20 protein-coding genes are annotated in these 20,845 nt (G+C 60.7%); 7 read left to right on the plus strand and 13 right to left on the minus strand.

The window, feature by feature from the left end; genetic code table 11:
* Positions 1 to 130: 130 nt before the first annotated feature.
* Positions 131 to 1,390: a dipeptidase gene (locus tag ACXYL9_RS04540; protein ID WP_459038397.1), complete on the plus strand. Its 1,260-nt coding sequence runs from the start codon at positions 131 to 133 to the stop codon at positions 1,388 to 1,390.
* A gap of 11 nt (positions 1,391 to 1,401) precedes the next feature.
* Here the strand turns inward: ACXYL9_RS04540 and ACXYL9_RS04545 are convergent, their stop codons facing one another.
* The 4 genes from ACXYL9_RS04545 to dapD all read right to left on the minus strand — a co-directional run bounded on the left by ACXYL9_RS04545 (position 1,402) and on the right by dapD (position 3,042).
* Positions 1,402 to 1,593, minus strand: coding sequence for a DUF3008 family protein (locus tag ACXYL9_RS04545; protein ID WP_459038398.1), 192 nt, complete (start codon positions 1,591 to 1,593; stop codon positions 1,402 to 1,404).
* Positions 1,593 to 1,823, minus strand: a complete 231-nt coding sequence (locus ACXYL9_RS04550) for a hypervirulence associated TUDOR domain-containing protein (RefSeq protein WP_459038399.1) — start codon at positions 1,821 to 1,823, stop codon at positions 1,593 to 1,595. The genes ACXYL9_RS04545 and ACXYL9_RS04550 overlap by 1 nt, the downstream gene beginning before the upstream one ends.
* A 68-nt stretch (positions 1,824 to 1,891) precedes the next feature.
* A complete protein-coding gene (locus tag ACXYL9_RS04555; protein WP_459038400.1) occupies positions 1,892 to 2,164 on the minus strand; it encodes a hypothetical protein in 273 nt (90 codons plus the stop codon).
* 59 nt (positions 2,165 to 2,223) lie between these two features.
* Positions 2,224 to 3,042 (minus strand): 2,3,4,5-tetrahydropyridine-2,6-dicarboxylate N-succinyltransferase, encoded by an 819-nt coding sequence (gene dapD / locus ACXYL9_RS04560; protein ID WP_459038401.1) that lies wholly within the window; start codon positions 3,040 to 3,042, stop codon positions 2,224 to 2,226.
* A gap of 165 nt (positions 3,043 to 3,207) precedes the next feature.
* Here dapD and ACXYL9_RS04565 point away from each other — a divergent pair, with 165 nt between their 5' ends.
* Positions 3,208 to 5,580 carry a S8 family peptidase gene (locus ACXYL9_RS04565; protein WP_459038402.1) on the plus strand — a complete coding sequence of 791 codons (2,373 nt, stop codon included), beginning with the start codon at positions 3,208 to 3,210 and terminating at the stop codon, positions 5,578 to 5,580.
* Between the two features lie 4 nt (positions 5,581 to 5,584).
* On the opposite strand, the gene ACXYL9_RS04570 is transcribed toward ACXYL9_RS04565, so the two are convergent.
* From ACXYL9_RS04570 to ACXYL9_RS04590, 5 genes are all read right to left on the minus strand, one after another.
* Positions 5,585 to 6,679: a phosphotransferase family protein gene (locus tag ACXYL9_RS04570; RefSeq protein WP_459038403.1), complete on the minus strand. Its 1,095-nt coding sequence runs from the start codon at positions 6,677 to 6,679 to the stop codon at positions 5,585 to 5,587.
* The gene (locus tag ACXYL9_RS04575; protein WP_459038404.1) at positions 6,679 to 7,767 is read right to left on the minus strand and encodes a Zn-dependent alcohol dehydrogenase; all 1,089 of its coding nucleotides are present in this window, start codon (positions 7,765 to 7,767) and stop codon (positions 6,679 to 6,681) included. Before ACXYL9_RS04575 ends, ACXYL9_RS04570 begins: the two co-directional genes overlap by 1 nt.
* A gap of 14 nt (positions 7,768 to 7,781) precedes the next feature.
* Positions 7,782 to 9,134: an acyl-CoA dehydrogenase family protein gene (locus ACXYL9_RS04580; RefSeq protein WP_459038405.1), complete on the minus strand. Its 1,353-nt coding sequence runs from the start codon at positions 9,132 to 9,134 to the stop codon at positions 7,782 to 7,784.
* Positions 9,135 to 9,227: 93 nt separating this feature from the next.
* On the minus strand, positions 9,228 to 10,664 hold the full coding sequence (locus tag ACXYL9_RS04585; protein ID WP_459038406.1) for an MFS transporter: 1,437 nt from the start codon (positions 10,662 to 10,664) through the stop codon (positions 9,228 to 9,230).
* Entirely contained in the window at positions 10,664 to 11,518 is an 855-nt protein-coding gene (locus ACXYL9_RS04590; protein ID WP_459039857.1) for an SDR family NAD(P)-dependent oxidoreductase, read from the minus strand. Before ACXYL9_RS04590 ends, ACXYL9_RS04585 begins: the two co-directional genes overlap by 1 nt.
* A gap of 183 nt (positions 11,519 to 11,701) precedes the next feature.
* On the opposite strand from ACXYL9_RS04590, the gene ACXYL9_RS04595 reads away from it, so the two are divergent.
* The 5 genes from ACXYL9_RS04595 to ACXYL9_RS04615 all read left to right on the plus strand — a co-directional run bounded on the left by ACXYL9_RS04595 (position 11,702) and on the right by ACXYL9_RS04615 (position 18,659).
* A complete protein-coding gene (locus ACXYL9_RS04595; protein ID WP_459038407.1) occupies positions 11,702 to 12,883 on the plus strand; it encodes an acyl-CoA dehydrogenase family protein in 1,182 nt (393 codons plus the stop codon).
* A 43-nt stretch (positions 12,884 to 12,926) separates the two neighbouring features.
* On the plus strand, positions 12,927 to 14,066 hold the full coding sequence (locus tag ACXYL9_RS04600; RefSeq protein ID WP_459038408.1) for an acyl-CoA dehydrogenase family protein: 1,140 nt from the start codon (positions 12,927 to 12,929) through the stop codon (positions 14,064 to 14,066).
* Positions 14,067 to 14,085: 19 nt separating this feature from the next.
* Positions 14,086 to 14,892 carry an SDR family NAD(P)-dependent oxidoreductase gene (locus tag ACXYL9_RS04605; RefSeq protein WP_459039858.1) on the plus strand — a complete coding sequence of 269 codons (807 nt, stop codon included), beginning with the start codon at positions 14,086 to 14,088 and terminating at the stop codon, positions 14,890 to 14,892.
* Between the two features lie 92 nt (positions 14,893 to 14,984).
* Positions 14,985 to 15,221, plus strand: a complete 237-nt coding sequence (locus ACXYL9_RS04610; RefSeq protein WP_459038409.1) for a hypothetical protein — start codon at positions 14,985 to 14,987, stop codon at positions 15,219 to 15,221.
* Positions 15,222 to 15,242: 21 nt separating this feature from the next.
* The gene (locus ACXYL9_RS04615; RefSeq protein WP_459038410.1) at positions 15,243 to 18,659 is read left to right on the plus strand and encodes a CheR family methyltransferase; all 3,417 of its coding nucleotides are present in this window, start codon (positions 15,243 to 15,245) and stop codon (positions 18,657 to 18,659) included.
* On the opposite strand, the gene ACXYL9_RS04620 is transcribed toward ACXYL9_RS04615, so the two are convergent.
* The 4 genes from ACXYL9_RS04620 to ACXYL9_RS04635 form a co-directional block, all read right to left on the minus strand.
* Positions 18,656 to 19,009 carry a response regulator gene (locus tag ACXYL9_RS04620; RefSeq protein WP_459038411.1) on the minus strand — a complete coding sequence of 118 codons (354 nt, stop codon included), beginning with the start codon at positions 19,007 to 19,009 and terminating at the stop codon, positions 18,656 to 18,658. The genes ACXYL9_RS04615 and ACXYL9_RS04620 overlap by 4 nt on opposite strands.
* A gap of 109 nt (positions 19,010 to 19,118) precedes the next feature.
* On the minus strand, positions 19,119 to 19,760 hold the full coding sequence (gmk, locus tag ACXYL9_RS04625) for a guanylate kinase (RefSeq protein ID WP_459038412.1): 642 nt from the start codon (positions 19,758 to 19,760) through the stop codon (positions 19,119 to 19,121).
* A 75-nt stretch (positions 19,761 to 19,835) separates the two neighbouring features.
* Positions 19,836 to 20,225, minus strand: a complete 390-nt coding sequence (locus tag ACXYL9_RS04630; RefSeq protein ID WP_459038413.1) for a hypothetical protein — start codon at positions 20,223 to 20,225, stop codon at positions 19,836 to 19,838.
* A 34-nt stretch (positions 20,226 to 20,259) separates the two neighbouring features.
* Positions 20,260 to 20,763, minus strand: coding sequence for an SspB family protein (locus ACXYL9_RS04635; protein WP_459038414.1), 504 nt, complete (start codon positions 20,761 to 20,763; stop codon positions 20,260 to 20,262).
* Positions 20,764 to 20,845 lie beyond the last annotated feature (82 nt).

The raw sequence follows: 20,845 nt of genomic DNA on the forward strand, positions 1-20,845 counted from the left end.
TCGAGCCGCATTTTGGACGCCTTTGATAGCACAGCTATGCGGCAGGCGGGTGAATTGTCGGCATAGCCACTTGCTTGCTCTCTCGCGCCAGCTAGGTTGCGCAACACGCGCCTTGTCACGGAGTTCACCCATGAAATTTGTCGCCATGTTCGCCGCGCTTGCTTGCGGGGCCGCTCCGTTGGCAGCGCAGACGGCACGGGAAACCGCCGCTGCTGCACTTGAGGCGGCACCGGTGTGGGATGGGCACAATGATGTGCCGATCCAGCTGCGCGGTCGGCTAGGCAACGTTATTGGCGATTTCGATTTCCACGACACCAGCGAAACCGGCGAAGATAACGGACGACGCGCCATGCACACCGACATTGCCCGCCTGCGGCAAGGGCAGGTCGGGGCGCAGTGGTGGTCCGTTTATGTCTCTGCAAATCTGTCTGAACCAGAAGCGGTGCAGGCGACCATCGAACAGATCGATGTGACGAAACGGCTAGTCGCGCGGTACCCCGAGATGCTCGGTCTTGCCTTGGGTGCGGACGATGTCGAGAGGCACATGGCAGATGGGCGAATCGCCTCCTTGATTGGCATGGAAGGTGGCCATTCGATCGGTTCGAGCCTTGCAGTGCTGCGACAGATGTATGCGCTAGGCGCGCGCTACATGACGCTGACCCATTCGAATACGCTGAGCTGGGCCGACAGCGCTACCGACACTCCCGCGAACAACGGCCTCAACGCATTTGGCAAGGATGTCGTGCGCGAAATGAACCGGATCGGAATGCTGGTCGACCTCAGCCATGTCAGCGAGAAGGCCATGCATGATGCGCTCGACACTACGCGCGCGCCTGTAATGTTCAGCCATTCCTCTGCCCGATCCATAAACGGTCACGCGCGCAACGTGCCCGACAGCGTGCTCGCCCGTCTTTCGGAAAACGGTGGCCTGGTGATGGTCACCTTCGTACCCGGCTTCTTGAGCGAGCCGGCAAGGCAATGGAACGCGGATCGTGCTGCCGAGAAGGCGCGGCTTGAAGCATTGTGGCCAGGCCAGCCCGACGCGGTCGAGCAACGGCTGGACACATGGGACGAGGGCAACCAGCTGCCGCAGTCTTCAATTGGCGAGGTAGCTGACCACATCGACCACATTCGCAGCATTGCCGGTGTCGATGCCGTCGGAATTGGTGGCGACTACGATGGCATACCCTTCGCTCCGCCGGGACTGGAGGACGTCTCAGGCTATCCGGCGCTCTTTGTCGAGCTGGCTCGCCGTGGTTACACGCAAGCGGAGATGGAGAAGATCAGTTCGCGCAACATGATGCGCGTCCTGCGTGCAGCTGAGGCCACGCGCGACAGGTTGTCAGGAGAGCAGCCACACGAACATCCAGCCGGTCAGCCACGCAAATAGCTCCCGCGCTATCAGTCGCTTTCGGCGCGCTCGGGTAGATCGGTCCGATCAGTGGAGGCCATCTCCTCGAGTTCGTCGTCGCTCATGCTGTCGACCATCTGTTTCGAGGCACCCTTGAGCTTCGACTTGTCCTGCTCACCGCGCTTGGCGGAGAGTGCGGCACCTGCGGCCTTTTGCTGCGCCTTGCTCATTGCCTTGACCATCAGATGTCCGCCGCTTCCAGCTCAGACCCGAGCTTGAGCACCTCGCTGCCATCCTCCTGTCGGATGAGATAGGCCGGGTTATTTGCGTCACCATTCCTGGTGATTTCGCTGCCTTGCAAAGTTCGCGTCACTTCGCGTTCGAACCGTTCGCTGACCTGGCCCTTGCCAGTTCCATTGCCCCAGTTCCACTGGACATGTTGCTTGTTCTGGAAGCTGTTTGCATCGCTCATGGTTCAATCCCTTCTCTTGGAATGAACAGCCGGAACACTTTCGGGTTCCGGGACGCGAACGAGCAGAGTTAGTTCACTTGGGGCTCGGATTCTATCTGGTCATCGACGATGATGCTGTCGGTCTCGTCGCCTTCGGCATCGGACTGCGCCTCTATCTTGCCCGAAAGGGTTGCCTCTTCCTCAGCGTCACCTTGGGTCAGCGCACCGGAAATCCAAACAATCGACAAACCGATGATGGCGACCAGCGTGCTGATGCCCAGGACCCAACGCATGTGACCGGAAGTCTCGCCGGCACTGGCTTCGTTGTCGTCAATGTGTATTTCGCCGTTCCGGTCTTCCATCAATCCCTCCTGGGTAAGCTCTACAGTGTCGCCTAAACGTGGTGTGCAGGCAAGCGTTCCTAGTCTCGCAGCAGATCGTTGATACCTGTCTTCGCCCGGGTTTTTGCATCAACTGTCTTGACGATCACCGCACATGCGAGCGCGGGGCCACCCTTGGGATCGGGCAACGATCCGGGGACGACGACCGAATATGGCGGGATGTGACCGCGAATGACTTCGCCGCTGTCGCGATAGACGATCTTGGTCGACTGGGTGACGAACACGCCCATCGCCATCACGCTGCCTTCGCCCACGATCACGCCTTCGACGATTTCCGAGCGCGCGCCGATGAAGCAATTGTCGCCGATGATGGTGGGGTTGGCCTGCAGCGGTTCGAGCACTCCGCCGATACCGGCCCCGGCCGAGATGTGACAATTGGCACCGACTTGCGCACAGCTGCCTACGCTGGCCCAGGTGTCGATCATGGTTCCATCGCCGACATGGGCGCCGATATTGATGAAGCTGGGCATCAGCACCACGTCCTTGCCGATATGGCTGCCGCGCCGGGCAATCGCCCCCGGGACGACCCGAAAGCCGGCCTGGCGGAAGCGGGCATCGTCCCATCCTTCGAACTTGCCCGGCACCTTGTCGAATGCGGGCGCGCCAACAGCGCCTTCGACGACTGTATTTTCGCGCAGGCGGAATGACAGCAGGACAGCTTTCTTGAGCCACTGGTTGACCGTCCAGCCGCCTTCGCCGTCTGGTTCGGCCACTCGGGCAGATCCATCGTCCAGCATTGCAATCGCCCTCTCGACCGCCTCGCTGATCTCGCGGCTTTGCGGCGTGACTTCGGCGCGATTTTCCCACGCCCGCTCGATGGTGGATTGAAGATCGTTCATTTTGCCAGCCTGTCTCGATTGGTCGTTGTCTTGCAGGGCTGCTAGACGCGGGGGCTAAGCAGGGCAAGCGATGAGGCGGCAGATCGAACGTGAAGCCGGCGATGTGGCCCGGTTCAGGGCATCGGCAGGATTGCACCGGCATAAGGGCAGCAACATAGGGTCTGCATGATGAACGATAATAGCCGCTCTACCCGTCTGCTGAACGGCGTTGGCCTCGGCGTTTGCCTGGCGTTGGCTGCCTGCGGTGGGGGAGGGGGGCGTACCATCAGCACGCCCGCGCCAGCGCCAACACCCGTTCCCACGCCGACGCCCACACCTACCCCAACGCCTACCAGCACCTTTGATACCGCCGAATTGCGCCGTTCTGATGGTCCGGAGTTTCACAATGCTGTTGCTGCGTGGTCGCAAGGATATACCGGCGCAGGCAAGACCGTCGCTGTGATCGACACCGGCATCGACGTCGACAGTCCGGAATTTGCAGGGAGAATCCATCCCGATTCGACCGATGTGGCGGGCAATACGACATTCGATGCAGTCGACGATCATGGCACCAACGTGTCGCTCGTGGCGGCCGCCGCGCGCGACAATACGGGCATTGTCGGGATAGCGTTTGATGCCCGGATCCTGGCCTTGCGCGCCGACAGCCCGGGAAGCTGCACCGCGACGGAGAGCGACGGGGATCTTGCTGGCTGCCAGTTCTTCGACAGCGATATCGCGCGCGGCGTCGACCAGGCGGTGGCAAGTGGCGCGACCGTCATCAACATCAGCCTCGGCGGCAGCCCCGCCTCGCAGGCTCTGCGCAACGCCATCTCCCGCGCGTCGGCGGCAGGGGTGGTAATTGTGGTCGCAGCCGGCAACGCCGGTGACGGCAGCGATCCTAATAATCCGGCAGATCAGCCCGATACCTTCGCGCAGGATGTCCTGCAGTTCGGCGGGGTCAATGTCATCATTGTCGGATCGGTCGACGACAATGGCGAATTTTCCGGGTTCAGTAATCGGGCCGGTAATTCGGCCTTGTCATTCCTGAGTGCGCGGGGCGAGCGGATCTGCTGTGTCTACGAGGATGGCACGCTGCAGGTGACCACCGATGGCAGCGGAAACCAGTTCGTGACCTTGTTTTCGGGCACGAGCTTCTCCGCGCCCCAGGTGGCCGGTGCGGTAGCCTTGCTGGCACAGGCATTTCCGAACCTGACCGGGGCCCAGATTGTCGAAATCCTGCTCGACACTGCCCGCGACGCAGGGGCAACCGGCACCGATGCGACTTATGGCCGCGGCATCCTCGATATCGGGCGCGCTGTTTCGCCGCAGGGTAATACTCGACTGCCGGGCACCACCGTCGCGCTGGTCCTGTCGGACGATACCGGCACTGCCTCGGCTGCCATGGGCGACGCGCTGAACGGGCAGTCGCTCAGCGCCATCCTCCTTGACAAGTATGATCGCGCCTACAGCTACGACATGGGAAGTCGCTTGCGGACGGCATCGCTCATTCCGCGGCTGGAAGGCGCTATCCAGCAACCCGGGCGCCGGATTGACCTGGGCAATGATCGGATCTCGATGGCCTTCACCGTTGATGCCAGCGGCCCGATACCCTGGGCCAATGGCGCAGCGCCCCTGCGACTGTCGCAGGAAGATGCGCAGCTGGCGCGTGTCCTTGCAGGACAGGCAGCATTGCGATTGTCGCAAGACACGCAATTGGGCCTGGCCTTCTCGCAAAGCGTCGACGGCATTGCTGCGCATCTGCGCGGCCAGCGCCGCCCTGCCTTCCTGATTGCCGGAGATCCGTTGGGCGATACCGGATTTCTGAAGGCCGAGACCAGCTCGATCGCCCTTCGGCATGAGGCTGGCGATTTCGGCCTGAGCTTCACCGCCGCCCGCGGACAGGCGCTGCTCGGACGGCAGCGAAGGGCGGCCGATTTTCTGGCCCGAGAGCGCGAGCGCTACGGGATGGAGCGGCTGGGGATTTCCGTCGATCGCCGGTCGGGGACAGTCCACGCGGTAATCGGAGTTGATTACCTGCATGAACAGCGCACAGTGCTGGGGGGGCATTTCCACGAAGCCTTCGGCGCGAATGGGGCAGACAGCCTGTTTCTCGACAGCTCGCTCGGCATCGACTTGGCACCGAACTGGTGGCTCGGCGTCCAAGGGCGGCAGGGGATTACCCGCGCCCGGAATGCAGGGTTGGTCGAGGGATCGAACCTAATCAGCAGTGCTTGGTCGCTAGACCTGATGCGACAGGGCTCCTTGCAAAGCGGCGACAGCTTCGGCTTCAGGCTTTCCCAACCCTTGCGGGTCGAAAATGGCGGGCTGATACTCAACCTTCCAGTCAGCTACGATTACGCGACCCAGAGTGCCGATTTTGCAACGCGGCGGCTCAATCTCGCGCCCAACGGGCGGGAGATCATGGCGGAGATCGCGTGGCGAGGCTCTGCAATGGGTGGCAATATGGCGGCCAGCGCATTTTATCGCCGCGACCCCGGCCATCACGCCGACATGGCCGACGATGGTGGGGTGGTGGTGCGCTGGATACGCGAATTCTGACGCCCTATTCGGGCATCCCGGCAGCCCGCGCAAAGTCGTAGGCGCGTTCGATCAGCGGAGTCACACGCTCGCTCATCGATTTCGCATGGGCGGATGAGGCCGTGCCATCGATGACCCGCTTCTTGATGCCCTGCATGATGCCGGCGAGGCGGAAGAGGTTGTAAGCGAAGTACCAGTCCATCGGCGGCACTGGGTAACCGGTCCGGGCAACATAGCGCTCGACCGCCTCCTCTTGCGTCGGAATGCCCAGTGTTTCGAGATCGAGGTCGAGCAGCCCGGCGCGCCCATCGGACGGATTGTGCCAGTTGAGCATCAAATAGCTGAAATCAGCAATCGGATCCCCAAGCGTCGAAAGCTCCCAGTCGAGCACCGCAATCACGCGGTTCTCTTCATGATGAAAAATCATGTTGTCGAGGCGATAGTCGCCATGGACGACCGAGCTTTCAATCTGCGGCGGGATCGTCTCCGGCAGCCACTTGATCAGACGTTCCATCTTCGGCTGGTGCTCGGTTTCCGACAGCCTGTACTGCTTGGTCCAGCGGCTGATCTGGCGCGCGCAGTAATCGACCGGCTTGCCATAATCGCCAAGGCCAATCTCGTCGGGTTTCTTGGTATGCAGATCGGCCATGGTGTCGATCATGGCATTATAGATTGCGCGCCTGTCAGCGGGTTCGATCCCTGGCAGTCCGCCGTTCCATAAGCTGCGACCATCGGCCAGGCTCATCACGAAGAACTTGGCCCCGATCACGTCTGGATCCTCGCACAGTCCATAAGTGCGAGGGACCGGGAAGCCGGTTGGGTACAGGCCCGTCATGGCCTTGTATTCGCGGTCAACCGCGTGGGCGCTGGGCAACAGCTTGCCGAACGGCTGGCGGCGCAGGACATAGGACGCACCCGGCGTGTCGATGCGATAGGTCGGGTTGGATTGGCCGCCCTTGAACTTGGAATAGCTGATGGGTCCGGCAAAGCCTTCGACATTGGCCTTGAACCAGTCGCTCAGCTTCTCCAGGTCGAGCCGGTCCTGTTCGGGCACATCGGTGGTGCCGACCATTTCCTTGTCGAAATCAATCGGCTGCTCGTTGTCGTTGCCAGTCGTCATCAGTCGAACACCACCACGCTACGCGCCGAGTGTCCCTCGCGCATCTTGTCGAAGCCCTTGTTGATGTCCTCCAGCCGTATCCGCTCGGCAATGATCGTGTCGAGATCGAGCAGTCCGCGCATGTAGAAATCGACCAGCCGCGGAAGGTCGACCGGGAAGTGGTTTTGACCCATGATTGCGCCCTGCAGCTTCTTGCCTGACAGCAGATCCATCGCACCGAGCCCGACCTTGCAGTCGAGCGGCATCATGCCGAGAATGATCGCGGTGCCACCGCGCCGTAGCGCTGCCACGGCAAGGTCGGCCGAGGCCTGCCGTCCGACTGCCTCGATCGCATAATGTACACCGCCCTCCGAAATCGCGATGATCTGCTTGGCGGCGTCGGCCGCCAGTGCATCGACAGTGTGGGTGGCCCCTAGCACCTTCGCCAGTTCGCGTTTTTCTGCGAGCGGGTCGGCGGCAATTACCTTACCGGCACCGGCGATCTTCGCGGCGTTGATAGCGGCAAGGCCAACCCCGCCGCAGCCCACCACGAGAACGGTTTCGCCCGGCGTGACTTTAGCAGCGTTGAAGATCGTACCCGCCCCGGTCGTCACTGCGCAGCCGAGCACGGCTGCACGGTCAAGCGGCATGTCCTTGTCGATGGCGACGCAGGCATGCTCGTGAATCAGCATCTGTTCGGCAAATGCTGACAGGTTGAGCATCTGGTTGACCGGAGAACCGTCGCCTCGGGTGATGCGCGGCGGACTATCTGCACCCCGCCGCGTATCGGCACCCAGGCACAGCGCCATACGGCCGGTAACACAGAACTCGCAATGGCCGCAAAAGGCGCTGAGGCAGGAGACCACATGGTCCCCCACCTTCACCGTCTTCACCTCGCTACCGATTGCGCGCACGACGCCGGCCGCCTCGTGGCCGGGAACGGCCGGCAGCGGGTGCGGATAGGCGCCGTCGATGAAGTGCAGGTCCGAATGGCAAAGCCCGCAGGCCTTGGTATCGATCAACACTTCGTGCGGGCCGGGATTGGCGATCTCGACCTCGCTGATGACCAGCCCTTTACCGGGCTGTTCGAAGATTGCAGCTTTTGCCATGCTCGGTCCTCTTCCTAGCGTGAAACGCCGACGTCGCCGCTGCTCATGCCGGCGCTGGCAGCGGCACTGCCGGCACTGGCGGAGCGGGCATTGTCGCCGCGCAGAGCATTTGCGGTCGGGCCATCTTCCGGCTGGTGCTTGCCGAGCTCCATACGCGCGATAGAGCGGGCGTGGACCTCGTCCGGGCCGTCGGCCAGTCGCAAGGTACGCTGGTGGGCATAGGCGCTGGCGAGGCCATAATCCTCGCTTACGCCGCCGCCGCCATGGGCCTGGATCGCATCGTCGATGATCCGCAGCGCCATATTGGGTGCCTGTACCTTGATCATGGCGATTTCCTGCTTGGCCGACTTGTTGCCGACCTTGTCCATCATGTCTGCCGCCTTGAGGCACAGCAAACGGGTCATATCGATATCGATGCGGGCCCGCGCAATTCGTTCTTCCCAGACGGAGTGCTTGTAGATCGGCTTGCCGAACGCCTCGCGCTCCTGCAGCCGCTTGCACATCTTCTCCAGCGCCTCCTCGGCCACGCCGATGGTGCGCATGCAGTGGTGGATGCGGCCCGGGCCAAGGCGCCCTTGCGCGATTTCAAAACCGCGCCCTTCGCCCAGCAAGACGTTGTCGACCGGCACGCGGACGTCCTTCAATTCGACTTCCATGTGTCCATGCGGCGCGTCGTCATAGCCGAACACGGGCAGGTGACGGATAATGTTCACGCCGGGCGCATCGGTCGGGACGATGACCTGCGATTGCTGGGCGTGACGCTGGGCCTCCAGGTTGGTCTTGCCCATGACGATCGCAACCTTGCAGCGCGGATCGCCCAGCCCCGAGGACCACCACTTGCGGCCATTGATGACATATTCGTCGCCATCGCGCTCGATCCGGGTTTCGATGTTGGTCGCATCGGAGGAAGCTGTGTTGGGCTCGGTCATCAGGAAGGCGGAGCGGATCTCGCCATTCATCAGAGGACGCAGCCACTGTTCTTTTTGCTCGAGCGTTCCGTAGCGGTGGAACACTTCCATATTGCCTGTATCGGGGGCCGAGCAATTGAACGCCTCGGAGGCAAAACCGACGCGGCCCATTTCCTCGGCGCACAGCGCATACTCGAGATTGGTCAGGCCAGGCCCTTCGAATTCGAAGCTGTCCTCGACATGGTGGTGGCCTTCATTGCGCGGCGGCATGAACAGGTTCCAGATCCCCTGTTCCTTGGCCTTGGCCTTGAGGTCCTCGACCACTTGGATGACTTTCCAGCGTTCACCTTGCTCATCCTGTTCCTTATAGGTCGGAATGGCAGGACGGACTTCCTTCTCGATGAAGGTCTTGACGCGATCGCGCCAGTATTGCTGCCGTTCGGTGGGTTCGAAATCCATGAGGGTCTCCTTCTCGCTCTTCTTGTCGTTCTTTAATATCTAGGCGCGACCGTGGCAGAGGGCGTGGGGCGCGCCAAGCGGCATCTTCAATTCCTACGGCGTAATCGAATGGGCGTTGGGATCGGCGCGCGCGGCCCCCCCCAGAATGGCAAGCCGCCGTTCGTGGTCGGCGCGGTCAATCGGGAAGCGTATCAGCCAGAAGGCGGCGATACAGGCAAGGATTGTCGCGGTTGCGGCATACCACAGTATCATCTCGTCGAGCACGGGTTTGGGCACACTGCCGGGCGCAGCACTGCTCGGCAGTTGCGAAATGGCGATGATCTGGCCGGTCAGGAAGATACCGGCCCCGGTGGCACATTTCTGGACCAGCCAATTGCCCGAATAAAAGGCGCCTTCCGCGCGGCGGCCACCGCGTTCTTCGTAGGCTTCGACGATCTCGGCGACCATCGACGAGGCGGATATCATCACCACGATGCCCAGCGTGTTGCTGAACAGCAGGAAGGCATAGACCAGCAAGGTCGAGGCGAGCGTACCGGCCTGGGGCCAACTCCCGGTCACGAACAGCAGGAAAGGCGTCAAAGCAAAGACGAGCGCACCAATGGCACTGTAGGCCGCGCTGCGGGGCTTGCCCAAGGTGCGATGCATCGGCCCGACCAGGAAGAACATCATCACTACCGAAGCGAACAGCACGATTGGAAATGCCGTCAACGCCGCTCCTTCGAATTGCCATACGAACAGGTTGACGTAGTTCGTCATGGAGAAGGTCATGCCCTGGCCGATATAGGCGGCCAACCCGCCTGCGGCAAAAATGAGAAAGGCTTTCTCGGAGAAGGCGTCTCGGATCTCGGAAAAGGCGGAGCGCAAGGAAAAGGGGCCGGGTCTGTGAGCGGGAAGATGCGCGACGATGTGATGCTGGCCAGCCGCAGATCCCACCACGGAAAGCACCATTAGAAGGGCGCCAAAAATGCCGAAGGCGGCGTAGCCGTCGGCCTGCAGCATCCCGTCCTGACCCGGCATGAATATCGTGTAGGCCAGCAGCATCATCACGATGCCACCGCTCCAGCCCGACAGGTAGCGGTAGCGAAACAGGGTCGTGCGCTCATCATAGTCGGACGTGATTTCCGGGACCAGGCTGACCGAAGGCACTTCGCAAGCGGAAAGCAGGACCCGCACACCGATAGCGATGCCGAGAAGGCCGAGGAATGTGGGAGCTTCGCCGCCAGGAGGCGACCACAGCGTGATCCAGGCAAAGGCCAGTGGGATCGGCGCCAGGTACAGCCAGGGCAGGCGGCGGCCCCACCTCGTATAGGTCCGGTCCGACAAATTGCCGATCAGCGGATCGACCACAGCATCGACCAGCAGCGCAATTGCCAGGGCGGCGCTGACCGTGCCGGCATTCATGCCCAGCACCTGGTTATAGAAGATCAGCAGGAAGAAACTGAAACCGGTATCCTTGACCCCGAATGCAATCGCGCCCGAGCCGTGCACGAGCTTGAGCCGCATCGGCAGCTTGCCGGGCACAAATCCCATTAGGCGTCGGCCTGCTTGGCGGCTTCTTCCAGTTGCTGCAGCGCCTCGAACATTCCCGGCGCTTCGGGATCCCAGCTTTCGCGGGGACCGATGGTAATGCCACCATCGACCAGCAGCGAAGTGCCGTTGACGAAGCCCGCCGCTTCACTGGCGAGATAGGCGCAGGCTTCGGCAATATCGCGCGGTTGTCCGCCGCGCCGAACCGGCTGGGCATTTGAACTCATCTGCGCAATCATACCCTTGGCCATGTCCTTCTGCTCGGCCGGGATCTCGAGCGAGGAAGTAAAGATGTTGGTATTGATGAAACCGGGCTGGATCGCGTTCACGCGTATACCAAACTGGGCGAGGTCGGCCGCGGCCAGCTTGGTCAGGTGCAGCACGCCGGCCTTGGCCACGGCATAGACGGTGGGCGAATATCCGGGGCCGACTGCGGCTACGCTGGATACGTTGACGATTGCGGCGCCCGGGCGATCCTTCATGTGCGGCACAGCGTAGCGAATGCCGAAGGCGACCGATCGCAGCAACAGGTCCATCGTGCGGTCCCATTCATCCGGTTCGATTTCATCGATGGATTCGCGCGCTCCGCCAGCGCCCGCATTGTTGAAGACCACGTCGATGCCCCCGGTCTCTTTCGCGGCGCCGTCCATCAGCGTCTTGATGGCCTCTGGCGAGCAGACGTCGCAATGGCGATAGCGGATCGTGCCGTTGCTATCGGACTCAAGCGATTGGCCCGTTTCATCGTCGATATCGGCGGCGTAGACGATCGCACCTTCGCGCGCGAAAAGCAGCGCGCTTTCGCGCCCGATGCCCGACGCCGCGCCGGTGATCACAACCGTTTTGCCGGAGAATCGCATCCCCATTCTCTCCCATTTCATTTTGCAACCAGCTTAGGCCGATGGCGGCGTGCGTCAACGCGCGAACGCATGACGCTACGGCATGGGGCGACGCGGCTGGATAGCGAAACTTCGCCTTGCGCCTTCTTCCGAAAACGCCCTAACGTATACGTCAAGTTGCAGACGATGAGAGGAGTCGGCACCATGTCCGAACTGGAAAAATTCCGCCAAGAAACCCGTAACTGGCTGGAGGCGAATTGTCCTCCGGAAATGCGCGAGCCGGTGCGTGACGACGACGATGTCTATTGGGGTGGCCGCAAGGCGAGCTTCAAGAGTGATGCCCAGAAAGCCTGGTTCGAGGCGTGTGTCGAGAAGGGCTATACCGTCCCGGCCTGGCCGAAGGAATATGGCGGGGCAGGGCTCAATCCGGCCGAGGCCAAGGTTCTGCGCGAGGAAATGGCGGCCATCGGTGCGCGTCCCCCGCTGTCCAGTTTCGGTATCTGGATGCTTGGCCCGGCGCTGCTGCATTTCGGGACCGAGGGCCAGAAACGACGCTTCCTTAACGAGATCGCCCGCGGTGAAATTCGCTGGTGTCAGGGGTATTCCGAACCGGGCAGCGGGTCGGACCTTGTTTCCCTGCAAACTTTTGGCGAGGACAAGGGCGATCACTGGACCGTCAATGGCCAGAAAGTGTGGACCAGTTATGCTGACAAGGCCGACTGGATCTTCTGCCTCGTCCGCACCGACAAGAACGACAAGTATCGTGGCATCACCTTCATGTTGTTCGACATGGAAACGACGGGTGTTTCGACCAAGCCGATCCTGCTGATCAGCGGCAATTCGCCCTTCTGCGAGACCTTCTTCGACGATGTCGACGTGCCCAAGAGCTATGGCGAGGATGTTCCTGCTCAGGTTGGCGAGATCAATCGCGGCTGGGACGTGGCGAAATATTTGCTCGGCCACGAACGCGAGATGATTTCTGGTGCCGACGGCGGTGATCGTACCAGCGCCATTGGCGCTACACTGAAGCGTCAGGCGGGTGAACTCGATCCGGTCCTGCGCGCCGAGCTCGCCATGTTCGATGTCGATGCGCTGGCCTATTCGGCGATGGGCGAGAAATTCCTCGACGAGATCAAGGTCGGCAAGTCCCATCCGGCCCAGCCCAACATGATGAAATATGCCGGCACCGAACTCAACAAGCGGCGGCATGAGTTGATGATGAGCGCCGGCGGCAGCCGCGCGCTGGAATGGGACAGCGAAGAGACTGGTGGCGGCAAGACGTCGCGCAACTGGCTTCGTACCAAGGCGAATTCGATCGAGGGTGGCACCAGCGAAGTGATGCTGAATGTCATATCCAAACGCATTCTCGAGTTGCCGGGCGGCTGAGCCAGCAAGCCCGCACTGATTATGGATTCAAGGAACAGAACCGATGCCACTTTATCATGATGACGATCAGGCCATGCTGGCCGATAGTGCGAGCCAGTTCATGGCGGAGGAAGGCGCAATTGCGAAGCAACTGCGCCACTGGCGTGACCGCGACTGCAAGGATGGCTTCGGCCACGGCTTGTGGGAACAGTTCGGTGAAATGGGCTTCACCGGTATTCTCGTCGATGAAGCGGACGGGGGGCTCGGCATGGGTCATGTCGAAGCCGGGATCGTGCTCGAGGAAATTGGCCGCAACCTGACGCCGTCACCGTTTCTGACATCGTCGGTGCTGGCCGCCACCGCGCTCAAGCATGGCAGCGACGATCTGCGCGGCCGCTATCTGCCTGGCCTGATCGAGGGCAAGAGCGTATTTGCGGTGGCCGTGGACGAGGGTGCCAAGCACCGGCCCGAAAATATCGCCTGCAAGGCTGAACGTTCGGGCAACGGGTTCAAGCTATCGGGTCAGAAGGATTTTGTCATCCAGGGCGCCAGCGCCGACATGCTTGTGGTCGCCGCCCGGACCTCGGGTTCGGACAGCGACGAAGATGGCATTACCCTGTTCGCCGTCCCCAGGGATGCAGCGGGAATGAGCCACGACGCGGTGCGGCTGGTCGACAGTTCCATGGCAACGCACACGAAATTTGAAGGCGTGGATCTGGATGGCGACGCGGTTATCGGCGAAGTCGACAACGGTCGTTCGATCCTAAACGCAATGCTCGATGCCGGACGTGTCGGCAGCGCCGCCGAGGGCGTCGGCGTCGCCCGCGGCGCGATGGACCTGACCGTTGATTATCTCAAACAACGCAAGCAGTTCGGCACGCTTATCGGCGAGTTCCAAGCCTTGCAGCACCGCGCCGCACACCTTTATTCCGAGGTCGAGATCGCCCGTGCCGCTGTCATCAAGGCCCAGCAATTGCTCGATGCCGGCAGCGAACGCGCCAGCCTGATGGCATCGGTTGCCAAGGCCAAGGTCGCCAAGACTGCCGGACTGGCCGTGCGCGAAGGCGTGCAAATGCATGGCGGCATCGGCATGACCGACGAATACGACATCGGGCTTTACATGAAGCGCGACCGGGCGTTGCAGGAATTCCTCGGCGACGCCTATTACCATGCCGGCCGTGTGGCCGAGCTCAGCGGTTATTGAACGGGAAACACGCGATATGATGAACCTCAGGGAATTGTTCGGCCTCGAAGGCCGTGTCGCACTGGTAACCGGCGGATCGCGCGGGATCGGCAAGATGATCGTCGAAGGTCTGCTGCAAGCTGGCTGTGAGCGTATCTATATCGTCGCTCGCAAGAAGGAGCAGGTCGACCAGACCGCCAGTGAACTGGGCGAAAAGGTCATTGGCCTGACCGGCGACCTCTCGCAGATCGAGGGTATCCAGCAATTGGCCGACGAGTTGGCCCAGCGCGAGGACAAGCTCGATATCCTCGTCAACAATGCCGGTGCCGCATGGGGCGAGCCGTTCGAGGAATTCAGCGAAGCCGGCTGGGACCGGACGATGGATCTCAACGTAAAGACGCCATTCTTCCTTACCCAGAAGCTGTTCAAGCTGCTCAAGGCGGCCGGGACCGCCGAGCGCCCGGCCAAGGTGCTGATGATTGCCAGCATCGACGGGATGAAATCCAATCCGTGGCCGACCTATCCCTACCAGGCGTCCAAGGCTGGCCTCATTCACCTAACGCGGCGGATGGCGGCGGAACTCGTCAAGGACAACATCATCGTCAACGGCATCGGTCCGGGAGCATTTCCCAGCGCCATGAACCGGGCCGCGCGGGATAACGAGGATCTGGTCGCCAAGGGCATTCCCAGCCGGCGTGTCGGAACGACGGAAGACATGGCCGCAGGCGCGATCTACCTGCTCAGTCGGGCAGGCGATTATGTGGTGGGTACGACGGTCCCGATCGATGGCGGGGTGGTGAATGCCAATATTGGCGCGGGCAACTTCGTCGATCCTTCGGGACACTGACCTGCAGGAACGTCGCGCGGCCTTGGCCGTTAGACACTTTCGACTGACGATCAAAACGAGATCGCAGGTACTCGGAAGGTAGCGCGCCTGAAATGAATGCCCATTCCACTGATGCCGAGACACTGGACGACGAACTTGCCCTGATATTCGCATCGCAATTTGGCGTGATGCGGGCGAGTGAGAATGATTTCGACCTCCATGATCGCGCGCTGAGCGAAGACCAGCAGCAACTCAACGAGTTGACCGCCGGTTCAAATCGCGCCCTGCTATGCAGTGTAGGGGCGTTTGCCTCAAGCTACAGCATCATCGCTCGTTCCCAAATTCTCTAGGCAGAGAAGGGAGCAGTGCATATGACGAGCGTTGCGGGCGATTTTCCCATTGTCGGTGTCGGGGCGTCGGCGGGGGGGCTCGAAGCGCTTCGGGAAATGTTCGGCGGTTACAACGGGCCGTCCGGAATGGCTTTCGTCATTGTCCAGCATCTCGACCCGACGCATGAATCGCTAATGGCGCAACTAATCGAACGCTATACGTCCATGCCGATCAAGCAGGCGGAAGGTGGCGAAACCCTGGCGCTTGATCACATTTACGTTATTCCCCCAGGCAATGGGCTGGCCGTGCATGACGGCGTCCTCGAACTGACGGAGTTTACCGACCCGCGAGGTATGCGGCGACCAATCGACGATTTCTTCGAAAGTCTGGCTATCGATCGCAAGGACCGGGCCGCCTGCGTCATCCTATCGGGCACCGGCGGAGATGGCAGCCGGGGTCTGCGTTGTATCCGGGAGAACGGCGGAGTAGTTATCGCGCAGGCACCGGACACCGCTGCTTATGACGGCATGCCCGCGGCAGCCATTGGCACTGGATGCGTGGATATTGTGTCGAGCCCCGGCGAGATTGTCCAGGCGCTTCGCAGCTATTTTTCTCGCGGCGAACCATCGCGCGATGTGTTCAATGATCCTGCCAACACATCCGACTATCTGGACAAACTATGTGCAATTCTCCGGGAGGCGGTCGGTCACGATTTCTCGCAGTATAAGCGCAGCACGCTGAACCGGCGGATTGCCCGCAGGATGCAGGTCCTGGGCCTGACGGAACCGCGTGATTATCTCGATCTGCTGAGCAATGACGAAGCCGAGTGCAACGCGCTCTTCCGCGATATGCTCATCAACGTGACCCGGTTCTTTCGCGACAGCGAACTTTTCGGTGCGCTGAACGAGCAGGTCATCGATCCAATGGTAGCCGAGGTGCGCGATGGAGAGGAGATCCGTGTTTGGGTGCCAGGCTGTTCGAGTGGCGAGGAAGCCTATTCGATTGCCATGATGTTCGCAGCGGCTGCCGACTCGCATGGCAAACGCCCCTACGTTCAAATATTCGCCACCGATATCGACGAGGCCATGCTCGATGTCGCACGTTCTGCCAACTATCCGCTCTCAGCCTTGTCGGACATTCCGATGAACTACCAGAGCGAATACGTGATCGGCGGAGGTGACACTTTCACCATGATCTCGCGAATCAGGGACATGGTCAGTTTCAGCGCTCACAACCTGGTCCGCGATCCGCCGTTTTCCAAGATGGACCTGATTTCGTGCCGCAATCTCCTCATCTATTTTGAAGAGCCGCTGCAAAAGACGGTTATGCCCTTGTTTCATTTCGCACTACGCGAAAAGGGAACGATGTTCCTTGGACCTTCCGAGACGGTCGGCCGCCACGAAGACCTGTTCACTATCATTGATCAGCCGGCGCGCCTGTTCCGGCGCAGGAACGTGAAGAACAAATACACATTGCAGCTGGCGAGCCAGCGGGGATCAGAACCTCGATTGGCTGCGGCAGCCCCGGCAAAGCCGGATCTCCCGCGAACCAGTGGAACCGAGATCGATGCCCTGCAAATCCTTGCGCAGAAATATTCGCCGGTCAGTCTGTTGGTCGATCGAGAAGGCGGCCTGTTGGAGCGTTGGGGCGCGGCGGGTCGATATCTCGATTTTCCCGAGCGGCTTGAGCGGCGGATCCACGTTCCGACCCTGGCACGGCCAGGATTGAGTGAGCTGATTTTGCCCCTGATCCGGCAAGTGGCCGAAACCGGCATGCGAGCGGGCAAGAAGGATGTCGATATCCGGACGGATTTCGGGACCTTGGGCGCGCGGGTCGTGTGTGAACGTGTCGATGCGAACGCCTTCCTGATCATAATCGAGGAAACGAAGCCGCTCGAGACACAAGAGGACGAATTCGAAGCAGTCGATGTCGAAAGCAGTCATCGCCTGTTCCTCGAGGAAGAGTTGCAGACAACGCGTCATCGCCTGCGTTCGACCGTTGAAGAGCTTGAGACCACCAACGAGGAGCTCAAGAGTTCGAACGAAGAAATGATGTCGATGAACGAGGAGCTCCAGTCCACCAACGAGGAGCTGACCACGGTCAACGACGAACTCAAGAACAAGGTCGACGAGCTCATGGTGGCCAATGCCGACCTGCGCAATTTCTTCGACAGCACCGAGCTGCCGATCATTGTCGTCGATGCAGATATGAGGGTGCGCAAGTTTACCCAAGCGACGAGCGACCTCTTCGATATCGAGAAGAGGGACCTGGGCATCTCGCTCGCGGCCCTCTCGGGCACGCTGCAGGGCCGCGATTTCGTCCCGCTGGCACGCAAGGCTGCGAATGAGGGGGAGACGGTCGAACAATCGGTTTCTTGTTCGTCGCTTGATACGGAATTCATTCTTCGCGCCGTGCCCTATCGGCTGGCGGGCGGAGAGATCGACGGAGCATCACTCATCTTTACAGATGTGACGCATGCGTTGACGCTCGAACGCGACCTGCGCGAGGAGAGCGAGCGGCTGCGGCTGGCGCTGGATGTCGCGAAGATCGGGGTCTGGGAGTACGAGCCGTCCACGGACCGGATGAAGCTGGATGCGACCGAGCGCGAACTCTTGGCCATCAAGGACGACGATCCCGGAAATGCAATGCAACGCATCCTGGCTTCACTGCCGGTCGAGGATCGCGACCGGGTCAATCGCGCTTTGCGCATGGCCATCAACGGCCGCCAGGAATTCGATGAAACCTTCCGTCGGTCCATGCCCGATGGCACCTATAGATATCTGCACGGCCTCGGCAAACAGATCGAAATCCAGGGTTCGCGCAAATTCATCGGGGTGACGTTCGACATCACCCACGAACACACCTTGCTTGAACAGCGAGACCTGATGATTCGCGAGATGAACCACCGGGTAAAGAACCTGTTTTCCGTCATCGCGGCGATGGTTTCGATCGCAGCGAGGGAATCGAGCGATGTAGCCAGTTTCGCCGAAGGGTTGCGTGACCGGATCTTTGCCTTGGGCCGTTCGCATTCGTTGACCAACAAGGTCGCCGACGGTCATGGTGACGGAATTGCGCTCGAGGAACTCCTCGAAACCGTGCTGACGCCCAGCCTGTCTGGACAGACCGTCGATATGGACGGCAGCGCGGTGACGATTTCCAATGACCGCATCACCTCGCTTGCACTGATCCTGCACGAATGGGCGACCAACTCCGCTAAATATGGTGCGTTGGGAACCCAGGGCGGCACCTTGCGCATTGAATGGGCGATGAGGGACGGCATGATTACACTCGATTGGACCGAGAATGGCCGCGCCGACACCATTGGCAAGAATGCGCCCGGTTTCGGTACACGGCTGGTCGAAACGGCGGCGCGGCAATTGCAGGGGGACGCATCAGGCCGGCCCACTGAAGATGGATTCACCAGGAGCCTGCAGTTTCCTGTCGGTGAGGGCGGTTAAGCTACCCGCTGGCTTCTGGGCAAAGCCACTCGCATCGCATTCTCGATCTCGCGATGCGAGACCGGTTTTTCCAACCGTGCGAAATGTGCAAACTCGGTTTGCAGTTCATTGTGATTGAGATTGGCGCTGATGAAGATGATCTCGCTGCCGTCGGCGGCGAGGGCACGCGCGAGCGGCCAGACCGGTTCCCCGGCTACATCGATATCCAGCAATGCAAGGTCGGGAGGCCCCACTTCAAGCGCCGCCATGGCGGACTCGATGGACGTGGATTCCGAGTGGACGTCATAACCCAGATCTTCAACCGTCATTGTCAGGTCGAGAAGAACAAGCGCTTCGTCGTCGACGATCATGATGTTGCTCATGCGGTCACACTTCCAGAATCCAAAAGATGCATCAAAACGCGTAACGCGGCTTGCGGAACAAAAGTTCCCGAACTGCAAAATTATCTTGCAGTGCCTATCAGGCCATCAATTGGCGCACGAAGGGGATCAGGCCGGTCTGCCGGGTGCGTTTCATCCGCTCGGCGTGCAAGATCTCGCGTACACGCACGAAACACTGGTCGACATCGTCGTTCACGACCACATAATCATATTCGGCCCAGTGGCTGATTTCGCCCCGCGCGCGATCCATGCGGCGGTCGATCACGTCCTCGCTGTCGGTAGCGCGGCCCTCAAGCCGGCGGCGCAATTCCGCGAGGGTGGGCGGCAGGATGAACACGCTCACCACGTCCTGCTGGTCCTTCTGATAAAGCTGTTGCGTGCCCTGCCAGTCGATATCGAACAGGAAATCCTGCCCTTCCTTCAGGCCCTGGCGGATGTAGCCTTTGGGCGTACCGTACCTATGCCCGAACACTTCGGCCCACTCGTAGAAATCGTCCTTCTGGACCATATCTTCGAACGTGTTGGACGACACGAAGTGATAGTCGATACCGTCAATTTCGCCTTCGCGCGCAGGCCTTGTCGTGGCTGAAACCGATAAACGGATCTGCTCGTCGGCAGTCAGCAACATGCGAGAAATCGTCGTCTTCCCGGCACCCGAGGGCGAGGAGAGGATGAACAACAAGCCGCGACGGTTGAGCGCATCAGTTTGATCATGAGCCATGCGCGCCTTTGCACCTTTGCAGCGCAATAAATCAACCCCCGGCTAAGCCCGCAGATAACCTCCGGCAGGGCGAATTCAGGCCTCGCCTTTGATCCGCTTGTCGAGGATCTTCTTGCCACGCCTGCGCGCTCGCCGCTTCTGGCTGAGGTCGAACAATGTCTTGAGCGCGATCCCGCTGCCCACCACTGCTGCCCCCGGCACCGAACGGGTCGCCACTTTGGCGGCGACCATCGACGCAAGGATATGCGTCGGAGGACGGTTGTCGATGATCTTCTCGGCGGCGTCGGGGCTATAACGGCTCTTGAGCAGAGTTTTTTCGACCTTCCCGCGGATGAGATAGGTGACCGCACGTATCGCGATGTCGGCCATTACGAGATTGGTCGCAGAATCAGGGCTCGGCCCGGGCACGGTGTTGCCCTTGCCGGGAGGAACCAGGGATTTAGATTTTCGCGAAAGCTTCGCCATTACCTGCCTGACCTTGCCAGCCAGCGGAGGCTGGCTATTTCTTGCGTCCGAAATCGACGGTCACAACATTGGAACCGTCATCCTTTTCCTTAACAACCGGATGCGCCCCCTGTTCCGCTTCGTCGTTTTCGGGATCGTCATGAGCCTCGGGCGCCATGTCGGTCACCGAAGCCTGGAACTGTAGACCGAAATCGACCGCCGGATCGACGAATGCCGTGATTGCCGAAAACGGAATCGATAGCTGTGCCGGCATCTGGTTGAAGCTGAGACCGACCGAAAAACCCGTTTCGGTGACTTCGAGATCCCAGAATTTGTTCTGCAGAACAATGGTCATCTCGTCGGGGAACCGCTCTGTCAGATTGGCCGGAATTTCGACGCCTTTAGCGGCCGTCTTGAAGGTGATGTAGAAATGGTGGTTCCCTGGCAGTTCGCTGCCGGTATTCTGGATTTCGCCCAGAACGCGACCAACGACGGCGCGCAGGGCTTCCTGCACGATCTCATCATAGGGGATGAGGCTATCGGGGCTGTCCTCGGTCATGGCTGCCTAGGTGGCGAGTGGCGCGGCCCCGGTCAAGCGCAGAATGCTTGCCTATCTGCAGCTGAAAGTTATAGCCCGCCGC

It is taken from the genome of Qipengyuania sp. CAU 1752, assembly GCF_054482615.1.